The organism is Pseudomonas sp. R4-15 (assembly GCF_055768815.1).
This window is the reverse complement of the sequence record NZ_CM147293.1, coordinates 2,019,335-2,037,225: the sequence shown is the minus strand read 5'-3', so window position 1 is coordinate 2,037,225 and position 17,891 is coordinate 2,019,335. Positions and strand designations below refer to the sequence as shown.

The 17,891-nt window shown below is 65.9% G+C and carries 21 protein-coding genes; 3 read left to right on the top strand and 18 right to left on the bottom strand.

Annotated features, from left to right (window positions below; all coding sequences use genetic code 11):
- Nucleotides 1-3 precede the first annotated feature (3 nt).
- The 8 genes from pabC to ACYRGX_RS09695 form a co-directional block, all read right to left on the bottom strand.
- The gene (pabC, locus tag ACYRGX_RS09730) at nucleotides 4-813 is read right to left on the bottom strand and encodes an aminodeoxychorismate lyase (protein WP_473056357.1); all 810 of its coding nucleotides are present in this window, start codon (nucleotides 811-813) and stop codon (nucleotides 4-6) included.
- Nucleotides 813-2,057, bottom strand: coding sequence for a beta-ketoacyl-ACP synthase II (gene fabF, locus ACYRGX_RS09725; protein WP_473056356.1), 1,245 nt, complete (start codon nucleotides 2,055-2,057; stop codon nucleotides 813-815). Before fabF ends, pabC begins: the two co-directional genes overlap by 1 nt.
- Before the next feature lie 220 nt (nucleotides 2,058-2,277).
- Nucleotides 2,278-2,514 (bottom strand): acyl carrier protein, encoded by a 237-nt coding sequence (gene acpP / locus ACYRGX_RS09720; RefSeq protein ID WP_016493661.1) that lies wholly within the window; start codon nucleotides 2,512-2,514, stop codon nucleotides 2,278-2,280.
- A 122-nt stretch (nucleotides 2,515-2,636) separates the two neighbouring features.
- A complete protein-coding gene (gene fabG, locus ACYRGX_RS09715; protein ID WP_473056355.1) occupies nucleotides 2,637-3,377 on the bottom strand; it encodes a 3-oxoacyl-ACP reductase FabG in 741 nt (246 codons plus the stop codon).
- A 23-nt stretch (nucleotides 3,378-3,400) separates the two neighbouring features.
- Nucleotides 3,401-4,336, bottom strand: a complete 936-nt coding sequence (fabD, locus tag ACYRGX_RS09710) for an ACP S-malonyltransferase (protein WP_473056354.1) — start codon at nucleotides 4,334-4,336, stop codon at nucleotides 3,401-3,403.
- 106 nt (nucleotides 4,337-4,442) lie between these two features.
- Entirely contained in the window at nucleotides 4,443-5,453 is a 1,011-nt protein-coding gene (plsX, locus tag ACYRGX_RS09705; protein WP_473056353.1) for a phosphate acyltransferase PlsX, read from the bottom strand.
- Nucleotides 5,454-5,456: 3 nt separating this feature from the next.
- Complete coding sequence (rpmF, locus tag ACYRGX_RS09700; RefSeq protein ID WP_268178572.1) at nucleotides 5,457-5,639, bottom strand: 50S ribosomal protein L32; 183 nt, start codon at nucleotides 5,637-5,639, stop codon at nucleotides 5,457-5,459.
- A gap of 13 nt (nucleotides 5,640-5,652) precedes the next feature.
- Nucleotides 5,653-6,174: a YceD family protein gene (locus ACYRGX_RS09695; protein ID WP_473056352.1), complete on the bottom strand. Its 522-nt coding sequence runs from the start codon at nucleotides 6,172-6,174 to the stop codon at nucleotides 5,653-5,655.
- A gap of 110 nt (nucleotides 6,175-6,284) precedes the next feature.
- On the opposite strand from ACYRGX_RS09695, the gene ACYRGX_RS09690 reads away from it, so the two are divergent.
- A complete protein-coding gene (locus tag ACYRGX_RS09690) occupies nucleotides 6,285-6,863 on the top strand; it encodes a Maf family protein (protein ID WP_473056351.1) in 579 nt (192 codons plus the stop codon).
- Between the two features lie 9 nt (nucleotides 6,864-6,872).
- Here ACYRGX_RS09690 and ACYRGX_RS09685 read toward each other — a convergent pair whose 3' ends face one another.
- From ACYRGX_RS09685 to rluC, 3 genes are read right to left on the bottom strand one after another with little or no spacing between them, the layout of a single operon-like run.
- Nucleotides 6,873-7,862, bottom strand: a complete 990-nt coding sequence (locus ACYRGX_RS09685) for a S49 family peptidase (protein WP_473056350.1) — start codon at nucleotides 7,860-7,862, stop codon at nucleotides 6,873-6,875.
- Nucleotides 7,859-8,539 carry an HAD-IA family hydrolase gene (locus ACYRGX_RS09680; RefSeq protein ID WP_473056349.1) on the bottom strand — a complete coding sequence of 227 codons (681 nt, stop codon included), beginning with the start codon at nucleotides 8,537-8,539 and terminating at the stop codon, nucleotides 7,859-7,861. Before ACYRGX_RS09680 ends, ACYRGX_RS09685 begins: the two co-directional genes overlap by 4 nt.
- Nucleotides 8,532-9,485 (bottom strand): 23S rRNA pseudouridine(955/2504/2580) synthase RluC, encoded by a 954-nt coding sequence (rluC, locus tag ACYRGX_RS09675; protein ID WP_473056348.1) that lies wholly within the window; start codon nucleotides 9,483-9,485, stop codon nucleotides 8,532-8,534. The genes ACYRGX_RS09680 and rluC overlap by 8 nt, the downstream gene beginning before the upstream one ends.
- On the opposite strand from rluC, the gene ACYRGX_RS09670 reads away from it, so the two are divergent.
- Together ACYRGX_RS09670 and rne are read left to right on the top strand one after the other, a co-directional pair.
- A complete protein-coding gene (locus ACYRGX_RS09670; protein ID WP_473056347.1) occupies nucleotides 9,484-9,708 on the top strand; it encodes a hypothetical protein in 225 nt (74 codons plus the stop codon). The genes rluC and ACYRGX_RS09670 overlap by 2 nt on opposite strands.
- Nucleotides 9,709-10,040: 332 nt before the next feature.
- Complete coding sequence (gene rne, locus ACYRGX_RS09665) at nucleotides 10,041-13,190, top strand: ribonuclease E (protein ID WP_473056346.1); 3,150 nt, start codon at nucleotides 10,041-10,043, stop codon at nucleotides 13,188-13,190.
- A 162-nt stretch (nucleotides 13,191-13,352) separates the two neighbouring features.
- On the opposite strand, the gene murB is transcribed toward rne, so the two are convergent.
- Genes murB through ACYRGX_RS09630 form a run of 7 tightly spaced genes read right to left on the bottom strand, consistent with a single transcriptional unit; the run spans nucleotide 13,353 to nucleotide 17,839 of the window.
- Entirely contained in the window at nucleotides 13,353-14,372 is a 1,020-nt protein-coding gene (gene murB / locus ACYRGX_RS09660; RefSeq protein WP_473056345.1) for a UDP-N-acetylmuramate dehydrogenase, read from the bottom strand.
- Entirely contained in the window at nucleotides 14,369-14,821 is a 453-nt protein-coding gene (locus tag ACYRGX_RS09655) for a low molecular weight protein-tyrosine-phosphatase (RefSeq protein ID WP_473056344.1), read from the bottom strand. The genes murB and ACYRGX_RS09655 overlap by 4 nt, the downstream gene beginning before the upstream one ends.
- The gene (kdsB, locus tag ACYRGX_RS09650; RefSeq protein ID WP_473056343.1) at nucleotides 14,821-15,582 is read right to left on the bottom strand and encodes a 3-deoxy-manno-octulosonate cytidylyltransferase; all 762 of its coding nucleotides are present in this window, start codon (nucleotides 15,580-15,582) and stop codon (nucleotides 14,821-14,823) included. Before kdsB ends, ACYRGX_RS09655 begins: the two co-directional genes overlap by 1 nt.
- Nucleotides 15,579-15,764 carry a Trm112 family protein gene (locus ACYRGX_RS09645; RefSeq protein ID WP_473056342.1) on the bottom strand — a complete coding sequence of 62 codons (186 nt, stop codon included), beginning with the start codon at nucleotides 15,762-15,764 and terminating at the stop codon, nucleotides 15,579-15,581. The genes kdsB and ACYRGX_RS09645 overlap by 4 nt, the downstream gene beginning before the upstream one ends.
- 1 nt (nucleotide 15,765) lies before the next feature.
- A complete protein-coding gene (gene lpxK, locus ACYRGX_RS09640; protein WP_473056341.1) occupies nucleotides 15,766-16,782 on the bottom strand; it encodes a tetraacyldisaccharide 4'-kinase in 1,017 nt (338 codons plus the stop codon).
- Nucleotides 16,782-17,210, bottom strand: a complete 429-nt coding sequence (locus ACYRGX_RS09635; protein ID WP_473056340.1) for an ExbD/TolR family protein — start codon at nucleotides 17,208-17,210, stop codon at nucleotides 16,782-16,784. The genes lpxK and ACYRGX_RS09635 overlap by 1 nt, the downstream gene beginning before the upstream one ends.
- Nucleotides 17,207-17,839 (bottom strand): MotA/TolQ/ExbB proton channel family protein, encoded by a 633-nt coding sequence (locus tag ACYRGX_RS09630; protein ID WP_473056339.1) that lies wholly within the window; start codon nucleotides 17,837-17,839, stop codon nucleotides 17,207-17,209. Before ACYRGX_RS09630 ends, ACYRGX_RS09635 begins: the two co-directional genes overlap by 4 nt.
- Between the last annotated feature and the right edge of the window lie 52 nt (nucleotides 17,840-17,891).

Here is a 17,891-nt window from a genome sequence, read left to right as displayed (position 1 = left end):
AGCTCAGGCATCCAGCAGCGGGCGAATCGAGTGCTGCAGTTTACGGGTCAGCGCGCCGACCGGCCAGCGGCCGTCCCGCCAGGCGAGCACCGGCCAGATGCCATACTGGCTGTTGCAGCAGAACACCTCCTGCGCGGCGAGCAACTGGTCGACTGACAGGTCACTCACGCAGCCCCGTAGCCCCAGCCTCTGGGCACGTTCGAGCAACTCGGCGCGCATCACTCCAGCGACGCCGCAGCGTTCCAGGGAAGGCGTAATCAAGACACCCTCGATGACCGCGAAGAGGTTGCTGAACACGCACTCGACGACGCGCCCGGCGCTGTCGAGCAACAGGCCTTCGGCATAGGCAGGATCCTGCCATTCCTGACGCGCGAGCACCTGTTCCAGGCGATTGAGATGCTTGAGGCCGGCCAACGCCGGCTGTTCGGCCAGGCGCAACTGGCAGTCGAACAGGCGAATGCCGTCGCGATGCTCTGGCGGATAGGCGGGGACCGGCGAGCCCAGCAGCAGCCGGCGCGCGGGCTGGATGGGCGGTGCGTAGCCGCGCAGACCATCGCCGCGGGTGAGAATCAGCTTGGCGACGCCCTCCCCCAGCTCGGCGCTGAAGGCCAGCAGTTCGTCACGCAGCAGTCGTTCGTCGCACACCATGCCGAGGCGTTGGCAACCCTCGGCAAGGCGCGCCAGATGGCGTTCGAGCAGGCGCGGCCGGCCCTGGCGCACGGCGAGGGTCTCGAACAACCCATCGCCGTAGGCCAGCCCTCGGTCGCGCAGGGCAACGGCCGAGGCCGGACGCCCATCGAGCCAGTCGGGCATCAGCCGACGAAACGCCGGAACACCAGCGAGCCGTTGGTGCCCCCGAAGCCGAACGAGTTGGACAGCACCGCGTCCAGCTGCATGGGGCGTGCCTCGTGGGGTACGAAGTCCAGATCGCAACCTTCGCTGGGCTCTTCCAGGTTGATGGTCGGCGGGGCCACCTGGTCACGCAGGGCGAGAATGCTGAAGATCGCCTCTACCGCGCCCGCAGCGCCGAGCAGGTGGCCAGTCATCGACTTGGTCGAGCTGACCGCCAGCTCCCGTGCATGCGCACCGAACACCGACTTCACCGCAGCCACCTCGGCGATATCACCCGCCGGCGTGGAGGTACCGTGGGCATTGATGTACTGGATCTGCTCCGGATTCATCCCGGCGTCGCGCAGGGCGTTGGCCATGCAGCGAGCCGCACCGGCGCCATCCTCGGGCGGAGAGGTCATATGGTAGGCGTCGCCACTCATGCCGAAACCCACCAGCTCGGCGTAGATGCGCGCGCCACGGGCACGGGCATGTTCTAGCTCTTCGAGCACCAGCGCGCCGGCACCATCGGACAGTACGAAGCCGTCGCGCCCCTTGTCCCAGGGACGGCTGGCACGGGTCGGCTCGTCGTTGCGGGTGGACAGCGCGCGGGCCGAGCCGAAGCCGCCCATGCCCAGTCCACAGGTGGCCATTTCCGAACCACCAGCGACCATCACGTCGGCTTCGCCATAGGCGATGTTGCGTGCCGCCATGCCGATGCAGTGCGTACCGGTGGTACAGGCGGTGGCGATGGCGTAATTCGGCCCTTGCAGACCCAGGTGGATCGACAGGAAGCCGGAGATCATGTTGATGATCGAGCCCGGCACGAAGAACGGCGAAATACGCCGCGGTCCCTGCTCAAGCAGCGCCTTGCTGTTGTTCTCGATATTGGTCAGGCCACCGATGCCCGAGCCCATGGCCACGCCGATGCGCTCCCGGTTGGCGTCCGTCACTTCCAGTCCGGAGTCGCGCATCGCCTGGAAACTGGCGGCGAGGCCGTACTGGATGAACTGGTCGATCTTGCGCGCTTCCTTGGCTGGCAGGTACTGCTCCACCTCGAAGCCACGTACGGAGCCGCCAAAGCGGGTCGAAAAAGCGGACAGATCCATGTGCTCGATCGGGGCGATACCGCTCCGGCCGTCCAGGATGCCCTGCCAGCTGCTCGGCACATCGGTCCCGAGGGGCGACAGCATGCCCATCCCGGTTACCACGACGCGTCTACGCGACACAGCGAATTCCTCTTATTGATGGCGCTCCCGGCGCCGGACAGGCTGCAACGGCCTACGCACCACGCAGCGGGCATGTTCCCGACAGTGTAGGGTGCCAACATGGCCGTTTGGAGAAACCCCGGCGTCCCGGGGGACGAGCGGTTTCTCCAGCCGTATAAACAAAAGCCGCACGCCCGTGAAGGCAGTGCGGCTTGGACCGACCGAAGTCGCGTCGACTAGATCACTGCGCGTGCGCGTTGATGTAGTCGATGGCTTCCTGAACGGTGGTGATCTTCTCTGCCTGCTCGTCGGGGATTTCGGTCTCGAACTCCTCCTCCAGAGCCATCACCAGCTCGACGGTGTCAAGCGAGTCGGCGCCCAGATCCTCGACGAAGGAAGCGCTGTTGGTCACTTCATCTTCTTTGACGCCGAGTTGCTCAGCGACGATTTTCTTGACGCGTTCTTCGATGGTGCTCATACCTTGTGTTCACTCCTAGTAGGAAAGTCCCGTCAGCTGGGCTGGCGGTAAGTGTATAGAAAGCCTTTTCAGCTTTTCAAGCCAAAGCCAGGCGGCAGCTTGGCGCGCCTGGCCTACGCAATTCACATGTACATGCCACCGTTCACCGGCAAAGTGGCGCCGGTGACATAGGCAGCGGCATCCGAGGCCAGGAACGCAACGACTTTCGCGATCTCTTCGGCCTGCCCCAAACGACCCAGCGGAATCTGCTCGAGCAGCGCATCGCGCTGGGCTTCGGGCAGTTCTCGGGTCATGTCGGTGTCGATGAAACCCGGTGCCACGGCGTTGACCGTGATGCCCCGGGAGCCCACTTCACGCGCCAGCGCGCGACCGAACCCTTCCAGCCCGGCCTTGGCGGCAGCATAGTTGACCTGCCCGCCGTTGCCCATCGCACCGACGACCGAGCCGATGTTGATGATGCGCCCCCAACGAGCCTTGGTCATGCCACGCAGCACGGACTTGGACAGACGGTAGAGGCTATTGAGGTTGGTGTCGATCACGTCATACCACTCGTCGCTCTTCATGCGCAGCATGAGGTTGTCGCGGGTGATGCCGGCGTTGTTCACCAGGATCAGTGGCTGACCCAGGTGCTGCTGGATATGCTCGAGGGTGGACGCCACCGACTCGTCGCTCTTCACATCGAGTACCAGGCCGGCGCCTTCGACGCCATGCTGCTTGAGGGTCTCGGCGATGCGCTCGGCGCCGGCCGGAGAGGTCGCGGTACCGATCACCACGGCGCCTTGGCGGCCGAGTTCGAGGGCGATGGCCTGGCCGATGCCACGGCTGGCGCCGGTCACCAGGGCCACTTTGCCTTGCAGACTCATGTCGTTGTCTCCTAGGGAGTGATTCAGACCAACGCGGCGCGGGCAGCCGCGAAGGCGTCGGAAGTATCGAGGTTATGGGTGCCGATGCCCTTGACGCAGCGCTTGTTCAGGCCACTGAGCACCTTGCCGGGGCCGCACTCGACCAGATCGGTGATGCCCAGGTCGGCCAGGCGCTGCATGGATTCGACCCAGCGTACCGGGCTGTAGAGCTGTGCCAGCAGGTCACGACGCAGCACGTCCAGGTCCGCGGGAACCTCCGCGCTGACATTCTGCACCAGTGCGATGCTCGGTGCCTGCCAGGCGACCGCCTCGACCGCTTCGGCGAAACGCTCGGCAGCCGGACGCATCAGTGCGCAGTGCGAGGGCACGCTGACCGGCAGCGGCAGCGCACGCTTCGCGCCGCGCGCCTTGCAGGCCTCCACCGCGCGAGCGACGGCCGCAGCCGCACCCGCGATCACTACCTGGCCCGGCGCATTGAAGTTGACCGCACTGACCACCTCGCCCTGAGCAGCCTCTTCGCACGCGGCCAGCACATCGGCGTCTTCCAGACCGAGAACGGCGGCCATGCCACCCTCGCCGGCCGGGACGGCCTCCTGCATCAGCTGACCACGGCGCTCGACCAGTTTCACCGCGTCGGCGAAACCCAGCGAACCGGCAGCGACCAGCGCCGAATACTCGCCCAGACTGTGACCGGCGACATGGCTTGGCAGAACGCCGCCCTCGGCCTGCCAGAGGCGCCACAGCGCGATCGAGGCGGTGAGGATTGCCGGCTGGGTGCAATCGGTACGGTTGAGCTGCGCTTCGGGACCGGCTTGGGTCACCGCCCAGAGATCGTAGCCCAGGGCGTCGGCGGCTTCGGCGAAAGTCTCGCGAACGGCCGGCTTGTCGCCCATTTCGGCGAGCATGCCGATGGACTGCGAGCCCTGGCCAGGAAAGACGAAGGCGAAGGATACGGACATGGACCAGCCCCTTTTATCTGTTCTGTTGATGGCCGACGGGTCACGATCCGACGACCTATTCGAAATTGGATGGCGCTCGGCGAGCGCGGGTCACACCCTGCGCGATTCAGGGCAGCATATGCTCCAGCCGCCCATGCAGCCGACGCGGCAGATCCTCGCGAATTTCCGCCAGTGCGTTGTCTATCGCATTGCGAAAGGCATCCGCCCTGGCGCTGCCGTGACTCTTGATCACGATGCCCTGCAAACCCAGCAAGCTGGCTCCATTGTAGCGGGCCGGCGCAAGATCCTGACGCAGCCGCCGCATCAGCGGCAACGCGGCAAGTCCGACCAGGCGTGCGGCAATGCCCCCTTCGAACTGGTGACGGATGCGCTCGCCGAACAATTCCATCAGCCCCTCGCTGGACTTGAGCAGGATGTTGCCGACGAAACCATCGCAGACCACCACATCGGCCTCACCCCGAAACAACCCGTCGCCCTCGATGTAGCCGACATAGTTGAGCCCGCGGGTGCGCTGCAGCAAATTCGCCGCAAGCTTCACCTGCTGGTTGCCCTTGATCTCCTCGGTGCCGACGTTAAGCAACGCCACTCGTGGCCATCGCGCGCCCAGCACTTCGGCCGCCACCGCACCCATCACCGCGAACTGGTGCAGGTTCTCCGCCGAGCAATCGACGTTGGCCCCCAGGTCCAGCAGGTGGCAGACGCCGCGCCGGGTAGGGATCGGCGAAACCATCGCAGGCCGGTCGATCCCCGGAAGCGTCTTCAGCAGGTGCCGCGACAACGCCATCAAGGCCCCGGTGTTACCCGCGCTGACGCACGCCTGCACGCGACCATCACGCAACAGCTCCAACGCCACGCGCATGGAGGAGTCGGGCTTGCCGCGCAGCGCCGCCGAAGGACGATCGTGGGTCGAGATCACCTCACTGGCATGCTGGACGTGCAAACGCGCGCGATCGACACCCGAGTGTCTCGCGATGAACTGTTCCAGGAGATGGGATTGGCCGACGAGGACCAGGTGCAGCGAGGGGTTATCGGCCAGGCATTGAACGCAGGCCGGGACAATGCAACGGGGACCGAAGTCCCCGCCCATTGCGTCGATCGCGATGATCGGAGCGGACAAGGATTACTCGTCAGCGCCCTTGTCGATCACTTTGCGACCACGGTAGACACCTTCCGGGGAGACGTGGTGGCGCAGGTGAACTTCACCGGTGCTCTTCTCGACGGACAGGGTGTTGGCGTCGAGGGCGTCGTGGGAACGACGCATGTCACGCGCGGAACGGGACTTTTTGTTCTGCTGAACAGCCATAACTCATTAACTCCTAAACGTTTGGGTCACGCTTCAACTGGGCCAGTACGCTGAACGGGTTTGACCGCTTTACCTCGTCCTCTGGCGGTTCGGGCTCATCCAGTGCCGCTTCGTGCTGGCAGTGTTCATGGACCGGGACGATGGGCAGGGCGAGCAGTAACTCATCCTCCACCAACGCCAACAGATCCAGAGGCTCTTCGCCCACTTCCAGCAGATCGTAGCCCTTGGGCTGCGCTTGCACGGCACTCTCTTCCCGCACCACGGCATAGTCGTATTCACCATGGATCGGCAGGCTGACGACTTCCAGACAACGCTGGCAGATCATCCGTACCTCGACGTCCAGTTCACCGCGTATCACCGCAGCGCGCTGTTCGTCCCGGGCGAATTCCAGAAGGGCGTGTACCGCTCCGCCATCTTCGGCCAGTTGCGCACGCAAACGCGGCAGGCTCTCCAGCGGAATATCCCCTTGCAGGGTTACGCCGCGGTCTGCCAGCTTGCGAGGATCAACGTGAGGTGGAATAGGCCCATTCGACATAGGCGCGAGATTCTAGGGATGTGCCCCGGCGCTGTCAAAGGAAATTCCAGCGCGTCCGCCATGCGGCTAGAATCCTTCCTTTATATAAGCAACCCGGTCGAAACCCACGCATGCGCCCCCTGCTACTCGCCTCCAGCTCGCCCTATCGCCGTGAATTACTCGCACGCCTGCGCCTGCCGTTCGAGTGCCGCTCACCACAGATCGATGAAAGCGCCCTGCCCGGCGAGTCACCCGTCGCACTGGTGCGCCGTCTGGCCGAACAGAAGGCTCGCGCCCTGGCCGGGGAATTCCCGGCGCACCTGATCATTGGCTCAGACCAGGTCGCAGAACTCGAAGGACAGGTCCTCGGCAAGCCGCACGACTTCGAACGCGCAGCCGGTCAACTGCGCGCCGCCAGCGGCAAGCGGGTGGTTTTCCACACGGGCCTGGCGCTGCTCGATGCCAGCAGCGGCCGCGTGCAGATCGACAGCGTGCCCTTCACCGTGCACTTCCGCGAACTGGATGACGCGCGCATCGCCCGCTATCTCGAGGCAGAGCGCCCACTGGATTGCGCCGGCAGCTTCAAATCCGAAGGCCTCGGCGTGAGCCTGTTCCGCACCACCGAAGGCAGCGATGCCACCAGCCTGATTGGACTGCCTCTGATCCGACTGGTAGACATGCTGCTCGCCGAAGGGCTGCAGGTGCCCTAAGGACTTTAGTCAGCGCAACTGCGGCCCTTCGAAGCCCAGGTAGGTCGCCAGATGGGCCGCGGCACTCGCCCCCAGACGATTGGCGAAGCGATCGAAGGGCGTTTCCTCGTGAGTGAAGTCTTCGATCTCCGGCTCACCGATTTTATCCCGCGCCACAGAGCTGGCACTCCCCAGGCCATCGATCAACCCCAAGCCAAGGGCCTGCTCGCCGGACCAGACGAGTCCGGAGAACAGTTCGGGGTGCCCCTCGACCTTCAGCCGATCACCACGCCCAGCCTTCACCGCGTCGATGAACTGCCGATGGGTCGTCTGCAGCACCCCCTCCCAATAGGCCGTTTCATCCGGCTTCTCCGGCTGGAAGGGATCCAGGAAGGCCTTGTGCTCGCCGGAGGTATAGGCGCGCCGCTCCACACCCAGCTTCTCCATGGTGCCGACGAAGCCGAAGCTGGCCGCGGTGACACCGATGGAACCCACCAGGCTGGACTGGTTGGCGTAGATTTCATCCGCCGCCGAGGCGATGTAATAGGCGCCGGACGCCCCCAGGTCGCTGATCACCGCGTAGACCTTGATAGCCGGATGCTCGCCGCGTAGCCGACGGATTTCGTCATAGACGTAGCCCGCCTGTACCGGACTGCCTCCCGGACTATTGATACGCAACACGATGCCCTTGGTGCCCGGATCCTCGAAAGCATCGCGCAGAGCCCCGATCAGGTTGTCGGCACTCGCTTCCTGCTTGTCGGCGATGGTGCCACGCACCTCGATCAATGCCGTATGCGATGCGCTGGCATCACGGTTCTCGCCCCACTTGAGCAGGGGCGAGAACAGCGCCAGCATCAGGAACAGATAGATGAACGTCAGCAGCTTGAAGAAGATCCCCCAGCGCCGCGAGCGTCGCTGCTCCTGCACGCTGGCGAGTACAGCCTTCTCCAGCAATTTCCAGTTGCGCGCCTCGGCCTTCTGTTCGGCTTTTTCCTCGGGCGCTTTCCATTCGTCGCTCATGCCCACCTCTCGTCTTTGGAATCCGTAGCCAACCACTCGACCAACTGATCGAAACACTCCACCGCCAGCGTCGGCGCAAAACCGCGCAGGTACTCCAGCGGCTGCGCACCATAGCCAACCGCCACGCTATGCATGCCGGCGCGCGCCGCCATCTGCAGATCGAACGCCGCATCACCGATCATCAGCGCACGCTCTGGCGCGACACCGCAGTGAGCGAGAATCTCGTTGAGCATCAGCGGGTCCGGCTTACTGGCAGTCTCGTCCGCACAACGACTGACATCGAAATAATCCAGCCAGGCATGCCCGGCCAGTACCCGATCCAGTCCCGCACGGCTCTTACCGGTCGCCACCGCGAGGCGATAGCCTTGCTCGCGAAACCCGGCCAGTGCCTCGCGCACCCCGGAAAACAGCGGTGACGGCTGCGCCTCCAGGCGCAGATAGTGACCACTGTAGTGTGCTCGAAATTCCGCGATATCCGATTCGCCCAGCCCCTCGTGCAAGGTGGCGATAGCCTCGGGCAATCCGAGACCGATGATGCCGCGAATCGCGGCCTCGTCGCACTGCGTCAGGCCAAGCTGCGCCGCCGCGTGACGCATGGACTCAACGATGCGCGCGATCGAATCGCTCAGCGTGCCGTCCCAGTCGAAGATCAACAGGTCATAGCGGCGCTCAGGCACCCAGGCGCTCCAGGGTCTTCGCCCACATCTCGTCGACCGGCGCTTCGAGTTCGAGCACGCCGTCGTCGGGCAGGGTCACCCGCAGCGCATGGGCGTGCAGGAACAGGCGCTTGCCACCCAGCTCACGAATCTCGCGACTGAAGTCATCGTCACCGTATTTGGGGTCACCGGCGATGGGGTGGCCGGCATGGGTGGCATGCACGCGAATCTGATGGGTACGCCCGGTGACGGGGCTCGCCTCGACCAACGTGGCGAACTCGCCAAAGCGGCGCACCACCTTGAACAGCGTCAGCGCCTCCTTGCCATCCACACCCACCTCGACCATGCGCTCGCCGGAACGCAGGTTGTTCTTCTGCAAGGGTGCGGCGATCTTCTTCTTCGACGTCGGCCAGCTACCGCGCACCAGCGCGAAGTAACGCTTGTCGACGCCATCGCCCCGCAATGCCGCGTGCAGATGACGCAGCATGCTGCGCTTCTTGGCGATCATCAGCAGCCCGGAGGTATCTCGATCCAGGCGATGCACCAACTCAAGGCCCGGCACGTCCGGACGCAACTGACGCAGCGCTTCGATCACCCCGAAATTCACCCCGCTGCCGCCATGCACGGCAATACCAGCGGGCTTGTTCAGCACGATCAACGCCGCGTCCTCGTGGACGATCGCCGCCTCCAGGCGCTCCAGCACGCCCTGCGCCACCGGCACAGGCTCGTCTCGCTCGGCCAGGCGCAGCGGCGGCACGCGCACCACATCGCCGGCCTGCAGCCGGTAATCGGGCTTGATGCGCCCCTTGTTCACGCGCACCTCGCCCTTGCGCAGAATGCGGTAGACGAGGGTCTTGGGCGCGCCCTTGAGCTGGGTTCGCAGAAAATTGTCGATGCGCTGGCCGGCGACGTCCGCGGAGACTTCGATGAACTGCACCGCGACGGCAGGAGAAGGAGAGGTGGTCATGCCGCGCATCTTAGCAATTTTCATGCAATTGAAGCACTTATTGAATGCTGTTATAGTCGCGAATGCCGCCAAAAGTGGCCCGATCCGGCAGAAGCAGCAAGCGCCGGTCTTAAGCGAAAAAGTCATCCGGACGAGAGGCCGTCCCCTGATCGCCCGCCCCAGTGGCGAGTTCTCGGAATCCGCCTTCAGCCATGCGCGGCGCACCCAAAGGACGCCGCGATGAATGCCAACCCGCTGCGAAATGTGCGAGCGGCACGCGATTTTCTTGGATACGTGTACGGGTGGAGATGCACAGGCCCCGGCAGGCGTAGCGCCAGCTGATTCGAGACGGTTCATTTTCGTCCGCCCCGGAGCCTGATTCCTCCTCCCGCATTATTAAAGCCGCTGCCCAGGGCAGCGGTGGGAGATGTGGTCGCGACTCCCCCGCCCTCGTTGCGGGGCCTCGCTGGACACCGCGGTGGTACGCCACCGTCGAGACGCACCCGACACAGACCCGGAGAGTCGTGTGTGCCGCGCGCCGTTTGCGTAGCAAACGGAAGAATCGAACGGTATCACATGAAAAGAATGCTGATTAACGCAACTCAGCCCGAAGAGTTGCGCGTTGCATTGGTCGACGGCCAACGCCTGTACGACCTGGACATCGAGTCCGGGGCGCGCGAGCAGAAGAAGTCGAACATCTACAAGGGCCGCATCACCCGCGTCGAACCCAGCCTCGAAGCCGCGTTCGTCGACTTCGGCGCCGAGCGCCACGGCTTCCTGCCCCTCAAGGAAATCTCCCGCGAGTACTTCTCCAAGGCCCCCGAAGGCCGTGTGAACATCAAGGAAGTGCTCAAGGAAGGCCAGGAAGTCATCGTCCAGGTCGAGAAGGAAGAACGTGGCAACAAGGGCGCCGCCCTGACCACCTTCATCAGCCTCGCCGGCCGTTACCTGGTGCTGATGCCCAACAATCCTCGCGCTGGCGGCATCTCCCGCCGCATCGAAGGCGAAGAACGCAACGAACTGCGCGAAGCGCTGAATGGCCTCGACGTCCCCGGCGACATGGGCCTGATCGTGCGCACCGCAGGCCTGGGCCGCTCCAGCGAAGAGCTGCAGTGGGACCTGGACTACCTGCTGCAGCTGTGGAAGGCCATCAAGGACGCCTCCGGCGACCACCCGGCCCCGTTCCTGATCTACCAGGAATCCAACGTCATCATCCGCGCCATCCGCGACTACCTGCGCAACGACATCGGCGAAGTGCTGATCGATAGCGTCGAGGCCCAGGAAGAAGCCCTGTCCTTCATCCAGCAGGTGATGCCGCAGTACGCCAGCAAGATCAAGCTCTACCAGGACCCGGTTCCGCTGTTCAACCGCTTCCAGATCGAGAGCCAGATCGAGACCGCCTTCCAGCGCGAAGTGAAGCTCCCCTCGGGCGGCTCCATCGTCATCGACCCGACCGAAGCCCTGGTGTCCATCGACATCAACTCGGCGCGCGCCACCAAGGGCGGCGACATCGAGGAAACCGCGCTGCAGACCAACCTGGAAGCGGCCGAGGAAATCGCCCGCCAACTGCGTCTGCGTGACATCGGCGGCCTGATCGTCATCGACTTCATCGACATGACGCCGGCGAAGAACCAGCGCGCCGTCGAGGACAAGGTCCGCGAAGCCCTGGAAGCCGACCGCGCCCGCGTGCAGGTCGGTCGCATCTCGCGCTTCGGCCTGCTGGAGATGTCCCGCCAGCGCCTGCGTCCTTCCCTGCGTGAAACCAGCGGCATCGTCTGCCCCCGTTGCAACGGCCAGGGCATCATCCGCGACGTCGAATCCCTGTCGCTGGCGATCCTGCGCCTGATCGAAGAAGAAGCCCTGAAGGACCGCACCGCCGAAGTGCGCGCCCGCGTGCCCTTCCAGGTCGCCGCCTTCCTGCTCAACGAGAAGCGCAACGCGATCACCAAGATCGAACTGCGCACCCGTGCGCGTATCTTCATCCTTCCGGACGACCACCTGGAAACCCCGCACTTCGAAGTGCAGCGCCTGCGCGACGACAGCCCGGACCTCATCGTCGGCCAGTCGAGCTATGAAATGGCTGCCAGCGAGGACGAGGAAGTCCAGCCGGTCAGCGCCACCCGCACCCTGGCACGCCAGGAAGCGGCGGTGAAAACCATTTCCCACGACCGTCCCGCCCCGGCTCCGGCCGCCGAGCCGGCGCCCGCCCCGTCCCAGGCACCGCTGGCCGCAGCCGCCAGCGCAGAACCGAGCCTGTTCAAGGGTCTGGTCAAATCGCTGGTGAGCCTGTTCGCCGGCAGCAAGGACGAACCCGCACCGGTTGCAGAGCCGAGCAACGACAAGCGCCCGGCACGTAGCGACGAGCAGCGCCGCAACGGTCGCCAGCAAAACCGCCGCCGCGATGGTCGTGACCGCCGCAACGCCGACGAGGAGCGCAAGCCCCGCGAAGAGCGTGGCAACCGCGAAGAGCGCGCCCCGCGCGAAGAACGCGGCAACCGTGAAGGCCAGGAAAACCGCCGCGAGCGCGGCAACCGCGAGGAGCGCAAGCCGCGCAACGAGCGCGCGCCCCGTGAAGAGCGTGCGCCCCGCGAAGAACGCGCCCCGCGCGAGGAACGTGCCCCCCGTGAAGAACGCGCGCCCCGCGAGGAACGTGCTTCGCGCGAAGAACGCGTCGCCGAGGAACGCGCACCGCGCGCCGAGCGTCAGGAGCAGGCTCCGGAAGCTCGCCGTGAACGTGCACCGCGTGAAGAGCGCAAACCGCGCAACGAAGCGCCCGAGGTCGTCGAAGAAGAGCTGAACACGGAGCTCACCCAGGCCGAGGAAGGTCAGGACGAGCAGACCGATGGTGATCGTCCGCGCCGTCGTTCGCGTGGCCAGCGTCGTCGCAGCAATCGTCGCGAGCGTCAGCGTGAAGCCGGCGTGGAAGGCTTCGACGGTGAAGTCGAGAGCGCAGACGCCGAGCAGGCTCCTGCCGTCAGCGCCGAAACCGTCGCCGCAGCAGCGGTCGCCGGCGCGGTGCTCGCCAGCAACACCGACGCCGTGCAGAGCGAGCAGTCCGTCGCAGCCAGCGAAGAACCGGTCGAGTTCAAACCGACCTCGCCGTTCGAGGAAGCCCAGGTCGAAGACGAGAAGCCGCAAGCCGCAGCCAGCGTCGAAGTGACCGAAGTCGTCGAAGTCGCCGCTCCGGCGGTTCAGGCAGAGCCCCAGCAAGCCACGGTGGAAATCGTCGAACCGGGCAGCCAGCTGATGAGCATCAGCGAGCCGCAGCCCGCAGCACCGACCGAAGCGCCTGCCGAAGTCGTCGTTCAGGTCGAGCCGGTCGCCGTGCCGCAGCCTGCCGAGACTACCGAGCAGCCCGCCGAGCGCAACGTTGGCCGCGCACCGAACGACCCGCGCGAGCGTCGTCGTCGCCGCGAAGCCGAGCGCAAGGCGCGTGAAGCCGCTGCGGCCGGCGAAGCCCAGGCCAGCGAACAGCCGAGCCAGGCGCCACTGTTCGACACGCCTGCGGTCAGCGAAGCCGAAGCACTGGTTCAGCAACCCGCCGAGCCGCTGACCAGCGACCTCGCCGAAGTGAGCGATACTGAAGCGCAGCCGGCGGCCGAACCCGTCGAACGCGAAGACGCTCCGGCTGCCCAGGTCGAAGCCCCGAGCGAAGCGCAGGAACCTGCCGTCGATGACGAGCAGGCCAAGACCGAAGACGGCGAGCAGCCCAAGCCCCAGGCTTGAGCTGACGCCCGGTCATGAGAAAGGCGCCCCTCGGGGCGCCTTTCTTATTGGACTGGCCATAGCATCTGGAGCGTTCACTCGGGTACGCGCAGGCCGAGGGCGAAAAATCGCTTCCACCCCACGTAAAGACAGGATGATCCGTTTAGCGAAACGCCACGGGCTCTAGAAGACGTTGGGTTCGATTTCCAGGCTTACGCCATAGCGCTGCTGGATGTCGGCCTGGATCCGTTGCGCCAGGCCCAACACCTGCGCGCCCGTGGCCAGGCCATGGTTGACCAGCACCAGGGCCTGCAATTGGTGGACGGCGGCATCGCCTTCGCGGAAGCCCTTCCAGCCCGCCTGCTCGATCAACCAGCCGGCAGCGACCTTGACGCTGCCATCGGCCTGGGGATAGGCCGGCAGGCGCGGATGCGCGTCGAGCAGGCGCTGCGCTTCGGTGGCACTCAGGGTCGGATTCTTGAAGAAGCTCCCGGCGTTGCCCAGCCGCGCGGGGTCCGGCAGTTTGTCGCGACGAATCGCGCAGACCGCCTCGCTGACCTGCAACGGCGTCGGCGTGGTGATACCCGCGGCCTCGAAGAACTGCGCCAGTGGCGCATAGTCCAGGCGCGACTGCGGCGTGCGCGAGAGCAGGAAGCGCACGCGCAGGATCGCCCAGCGCCCGGCCTGATGCTTGAACAGGCTGTCACGATAGCCGAACGCGCACTCCTCCAGCGTGAAGCGTCGTTCCTCGCCCGTCTGCAGATCCAGTGCGTCGAGGCCGGCGAAACGGTCGGCCAGTTCAACGCCATAGGCGCCGATGTTCTGCACCGGCGCAGCCCCTACCGTTCCCGGGATCAGGCTGAGGTTTTCCAGGCCGTACCAGCCCTGCTCAAGGCAATGGCGAACGAAGGGATGCCAGGCTTCGCCAGCCTCGGCCTGCACCAGCAGGCGACCCTCGTCTTCGGCCAGCAGGCGTACGCCATGACCACTCATGCGCAGCACCAGCGCCTGCTGATCGCCCAGCAGCAGCAGATTGCTACCGCCGCCGAGCAGGCGCAACGGCAAGCCGCGTGCAGCCGCCAGAGCCTGCGCCTCACGTACCTGGGCAGCGTCCGCCGCCTCCGCGTAGAGCGCCGCATGCAGGCGGAAGCCGAAGCTGTTCAGCGCAGTCAGGTCATGTTGCTCGCGTACCGTCAGGCTCATGCGCTGAGTCTCTGCAGCAGGCGGTCGCTGGCGCGTTCGAGCAGGTCGAGTACCTGTTCGAAGCCCTGCTCGCCGCCGTAATAGGGATCGGGCACGTCCTCGCCGGACTCGCCCACATGGCGCAGATACAAGTCCAGGTGCGCGCCGCCCTGGGCGGGTCGCAACTGGCGCAGATGACGCAGGTTCGCCACGTCCATCGCCAGGATCAGATCGAAACGCTGGAAGTCCTCGGCACTCACCTGGCGACCACGCAAGGGCGCCAGGTCATAACCACGACGCGCGGCGAACTCGACGGCACGCGGGTCCGGCGCCTCACCGATATGCCAATGCCCGGTGCCCGCCGAATCCACTTCCAGCTCCACACCGGCCAGCTGCGCCTTACGCCGCAACACGGCCTCGGCTGTCGGCGAGCGACAGATATTGCCCAGGCAGACGAAGAGAATGCGCATCAGGCCCCCAGCAGACGCCGGACGCGAGCCAGGTCCTCGGGCGTATCGACGCCCGGGGGCGGCGCTTGCAGGGCATCGGCGACATGGATGCGCACGCCATGCCAGAGCGCGCGCAGCTGCTCGAGGCGCTCGCACTCCTCCAGCCAGCACGGGCCCCAGGAGACGAAGTCCCGCAGGAATCCCGCGCGATAGGCGTAGATACCGATGTGACGACGGAACGGTACGCCGGCTGGCAGCTGCTCGCGCCCTTCGACGAAGGCGTCTCGAGCCCAGGGCAGCGGCGCGCGGGAAAACGTCAGCGCCAGGCCCTGGTGATCACTGACGACCTTGACCACGTTGGGGTTGAACAGCGCCTCGGCGCTCTCGATCGGCTCGGCCAGGGTGGCGATAGCCGCCTCCGGATGCGCCGCGAGGTTGGCGGCGACCTGGTCGATGATGCTCGCCGGAATCAGCGGTTCGTCGCCCTGCACGTTGACCACGATGGCGTCGTCGTCGAGCCCCAGGCTCGCGGCGACCTCGGCCAGGCGGTCGGTGCCGGACTCATGGTCGGCACGGGTCAGCAGCGCCTCGGCGCCGAATTCGCCGCAGGCCTCGAGGATGCGCGCATCGTCGGTGGCCACCAGCACGCGGCTCGCCGCGCTTTCCCCGGCCCGCTCCCAGACGTGCTGCACCATCGGCTTGCCGGCGATGTCCTGCAGCGGCTTGCCGGGCAGACGGCTGGAGGCATAGCGGGCGGGGATGACGACGACGAAGTCGCTCATTTATCCAGGCGCTCGTCGACGTTCAGCGAGCGCGCTTCGCCCTCGAGCATCACCGGAATGCCATCGCGTACGGGGAAGGCCAGTGCGTCGGCCTTGCAGATCAGTTCGCGCTTGTCCTCGGAGACCTTCAGCGGTCCCTTGCACAGCGGGCAGGCGAGAATGTCGAGCAGTTTGGTATCCATGTCAGTCCTTGTCCCGCCGGGCGGCGAGCAGCTGTGTGAGTCGCGCGTCGAACCAGTCCACGAATGCCGGCGAGGGCCGAGCATCGACAGCCAGGTACCACCAGTCATCGCCCGCGAAGTCACGGCACTTGACCGCGTCCTTCTCGGTCATCACCAGCGGTAGCCGCGGGGAGAAATCGAACTGCCCCGGACGGTACTCGGCGTGGTCGGCGAACGGGTGCGCAATGGGCCGCCAGTCTAACCCTTCGAGGGTGGCGAAGAAACGCCGTGGGTTGCCGATCCCCGCGACCGCATGCAGCGCCTGGCCAGGGGGAAAATGCGTGAGTGGCACGCGCTCGCCATCGGCCACGCGCACCAGCGCCGCCGGCGCCAACTGCAGCGCGAAGCCGTTCTCGGCATCCGTCGTGGCGCCGTTGCGCAGCACCGCGTCCACCGAATCCAGGCGCCCGGCAGGCTCGCGCAAGGGTCCGGCGGGCAGGCAGCGGCGATTGCCCAGACCACGGGCGGCATCCACCAGCACCAGCTCCAGGTCGCGCTGCAGGCGGTAGTGCTGCAGGCCGTCGTCGCATAGCACCAGGTCGAGGAGGGGTTCCTGTTCGATCAGCGCCTGCACGGCACGCGGACGATCGGGATCGATCACCAGTGGCACACCGCTACGGCGCACGATCAGCAGCGGTTCGTCACCGGCCTGCGCGGCGCTCTGCCCGGCCTCGACGCGCCACGGCAGGCTCGGGGGATGTGCGCCATAGCCGCGGCTGACCACGCCCACGCGCAGCCCGCGGGCCCGGCAATGCTCGATGGCCCAGAGAATGAACGGCGTCTTGCCGGTTCCGCCTACGGTGATGTTGCCTACCACCAGCACCGGGATCGGCGCCCGATAGGAGGGGCGACGGCCACTGGCGAAGGCCTCGCGGCGGCGCGCCGCCAGGCGGCGATAGAGCGCCTCCAGCGGGCGCAGTAGCGCCAGCGCGGGATGCCCGCGGTACCAAGCGTCGAGCAATCGATCGGAAAAGGCCATCAGGGATTCGCCGGTGCCTCGAGGGTGCTGATACGCAGGTGCGAGAAGCCCAGGCGACCGGCCGCATCCATCGCGGTGATCACCGCCTGGTGAGTCGCACGGCCATCCGCGCTGATCACCAGCGGCAAGCTGTTGTCACCCTTCGAGACCTGCTCCAGCGCCGCCTGCAAGGTCGCCAGATCGCTGCGCGCCAGCGGCCGGCCATCCACCAGGTAGCTGCCGTCGGCGGCGATGGTGATCTCGACCTGCTGCAGCGCGGTGTCGCGCGGCGGTTCGCCGCTGACGGCCTCCGGAAGTTCCACCTGCAAGCGGGTCTCGCGAGTGAAGGTCGTGCTGACTACGAAGAACAGCAGCAGGATGAACACCACATCGATCAGCGGTGCCAGGTTGATTTCCACCGGTGGCCGCGGCTTGCGGCGAAACTTCATGGACGCGCCTCGCCGGGCTCGACCTCGCGATCGCCCTGCAGCACCTCCACCAGCTTGATCGACTCCTGCTCCATGCTCAGCACCAACTCGTCGACGCGGCGCTGCAGGAAGCGATGGAAGAACAGCGCGGGGATGCCCACGAAGAGCCCCGCAGCCGTGGTGATCAGTGCCTTGGAGATGCCGCCGGCGAGCATCGGCGCCTGCGCCATGCCACCGTCGACGAAGCCACCGAAGATCTGGATCATCCCCAGCACGGTGCCGAGCAGACCGAGCAACGGCGCGATTGCAGCGATGGTGCCCAGTGCATTGAGGTAACGCTCCAGCTCGCCGATCACCCGCGCGGCGGCCTCCTCGATGCACTCCTTCATGATCTCCCGGCCGTGCCGGGCATTGGCCAGCCCGGCAGCGAGCACCTGCCCCAGCGGCGAACCGCTACGCAGCTCGCGCAGGCGCTCGTTGTTCAGCTTGCGCTCCTGCATCAGTTGCCAGACCTGAGCCAGCAACTGCGGCGGCGCGACCCGCGCCGGACGCAAGGTCCACAAACGCTCGGCGACGATGCCCAGCGCGGCGATAGAACACAGAATGATCGGCAGCATGATCCAGCCGCCGGATTTCACCAGCTCCCACACGACGTATCGCTCCCCCGCAAGATCGCGCCACTCTAGCACAGCCAGGACGCGC